The sequence below is a fragment of the Komagataeibacter kakiaceti JCM 25156 genome, from assembly GCF_000613305.1.
Window position 1 is genome coordinate 1 of the sequence record NZ_BAIO01000384.1, and the last position, 2,289, is coordinate 2,289.

Sequence of the window (2,289 nt, forward strand, 5' to 3'; positions counted from 1 at the left end):
CGCGCCGTTGCGCAGCGCCGTGGGCCATTCCAGATAGGGCTGGAGCCGCAGCCGCCGCCCCGCGCTGCCGCGACGGGCGAGATCCTGCAGCGCCGTTTCGATCTGGCCCAGCAGGTCCTGGATGTCATCAAGGAACAGGAGCGACTGGGGGGAGTGGCTGTCACGCGCATGGGCGATCATGATGGCGCGGGTCTGGCCTATGCGCGCGCAGCCGCTGGTCCATACGGTTTCCAGCGCATGACCGGCGGTCAGATCCATGAGGTACTGGAGCATGGACACGATCTCGCCATGCACCATGCGGTCTTCCTCGGTGTTGGAGGCGGTGACGGTATGGGATGGTACGAGGCGACGATGCCCGACAGCCGCGCAAGCCCCGCGCGGATTTCGCGCTGGCGCACGCTTATGTCGTAATTGTCCGTCGCGGCGTATTCCACCGCGTCCGACAGGCGCGCGATCCGGCCCAGCATGGCGGCCCGGCTGTCATGGAACGTGGGGGGCAGCGTGCGGAACGTGCTTGTGGGGGTCGCGTCCGTATTCGGCGCGGGCACGGCGCTGTAGCCCTGATGGAATGACAGGATGTAGCTGACCGTATCGCGGAACAGGGCGTGGATCTGATCGAACAGGGTGTCCGAGCGGCGGGGGGATGTGACCATGAACACCGCCGCCGTGGTCACGATGCCCACCACCACGGCGGCCAGGCGTGACATGGCGCTGAGGAAGATGCCATCAGGATCGTCAAACGCGGGGGCGGAGATGATGACGATGGTATAGCCCGTCAGCACGGCGGCGTAGGCCCGGAACAGCCGCAGGAAGGTCGCAGCCATGCAGGCCAGCCCCACGGTCAGTGACAGCCCCATGAAATACAGCACCGGCGACTGCACGAACACCGCCATGAGCCCCACGCTGATGGACGCGCCGATAATGGTGCCGATCACGCGCCATACGCTTTTGGACACCAGCGCCCCCACGACGGGGTTGGCCACGATCATGACGGTGGTGACCGAGCTCATGGGGGACTGGAGCTGGAAGCTGAACGCCAGGAACAGCGCGATGCCGACGGACAGGAGCGCGCGCGCGCTGTAGGCCGCCGTGGTGCAATGGGCGGCCCATCGGGCATCACTGGAAAAGATGCGCATAAGGCTGGACAACATCTGGCGGCAGACTCCCGGCTGCGACATGCGGAGACCTGATAACGCATGCCACGGGAAGATAAAGGGCGACGGAGCGGATATTTATTGTATGACAATTAATGTCATGTCAATTATATCGGTCAAACCCGTTTCCGCCGCCGGGCAGGTATCGCGTAAATGGGTCATGATCCGCCGCGTCCGGCATGCTATCGGGCGCATGATGGCCCTGCCACGGGCCGTTCACCCGCAGGAGATTCACATGCCGGGGCGTTCCCCACTGCCCGATATCGAGGGCACCGGTTTTCAGGACATGAGGATGACGTTCCTCACCATGCGGCTGGCCAATACGTGGCGCCTGCTGCTGGATCGCGCCCTGCGGACGGAGGGCATGAGCCTGGCCATGATGCGCCCGCTGGCCTATCTCATGATGCTGCCCACGGGTGTGAGCCAGCGCGCGCTGGCCGATGCGATGAACACCGACAGTTCCGCGCTTGTGCGCGTGCTCGACCTGCTGGAGGAGGAAGGGCTGGTCGAACGCCGCCCCGACCACGATGACAGGCGGGCCAAATGCCTGGTCCTGACCCGCCGTGGCCGGCAGAAATGCGCGGCCCTCCATCATATCTGCGCGGCGATGGAAGCCCGCGTGCTCGGCGGGCTGCCCCCGGGCGGGGGACAGGCGATGATGGACATGCTGGCGCGGGTGCTGCGCCAGGCCGAGGATGTGATGAAGGAAGACGGCACCGCCGCCGATGGCGCTTCGTGAAATCGGCCCCGCCGTCAATTGCACGCGACGGTCTGATATGACACGTTGTAACGCGATTCGCGCGCGGGCCCGGTACGCACGCGCATGAAGGGGCGGTTCCCTTTCCGGCAGGTACCGCCTTACATGCAGGACAAGGAGATGCTGCCGGTATGAAGTGGCGGGAGGGTATGCTTGGCGCCGGGCTGACCGTGCTGGTCATGGCGGTGGGCGCGGGGTGGTATGTGGTTCAGCATCAGGGCGCCTGCCCGAAGCTGGCGCGCGCCAACGGGCGGCTGGAACTGGCGCGTATCGATGTGGCGGTGAAATATCCCGGCCGGATTACCGAACTCGATTTCAACGAAGGCGACAGCGTCGGGGCGGGGCAGGTGCTGGCCCGTGAGGATGACGTGACGGCGC

Annotated in this window: 1 protein-coding gene and 2 pseudogenes; 2 read left to right on the plus strand and 1 reads right to left on the minus strand. The window is 65.5% G+C overall.

The features are described from left to right. Positions 1-1,151, minus strand: a pseudogene (locus tag JCM25156_RS24660) (FUSC family protein); the annotation flags it as partial. 295 nt (positions 1,152-1,446) lie between these two features. Here JCM25156_RS24660 and JCM25156_RS14130 point away from each other — a divergent pair. Together JCM25156_RS14130 and JCM25156_RS24665 are read left to right on the plus strand one after the other, a co-directional pair. After that, the gene (locus JCM25156_RS14130) at positions 1,447-1,893 is read left to right on the plus strand and encodes a MarR family winged helix-turn-helix transcriptional regulator (protein ID WP_034959967.1); all 447 of its coding nucleotides are present in this window, start codon (positions 1,447-1,449) and stop codon (positions 1,891-1,893) included. Positions 1,894-2,060: 167 nt separating this feature from the next. After that, positions 2,061-2,289, plus strand: a pseudogene (locus tag JCM25156_RS24665) (HlyD family secretion protein); the annotation flags it as partial.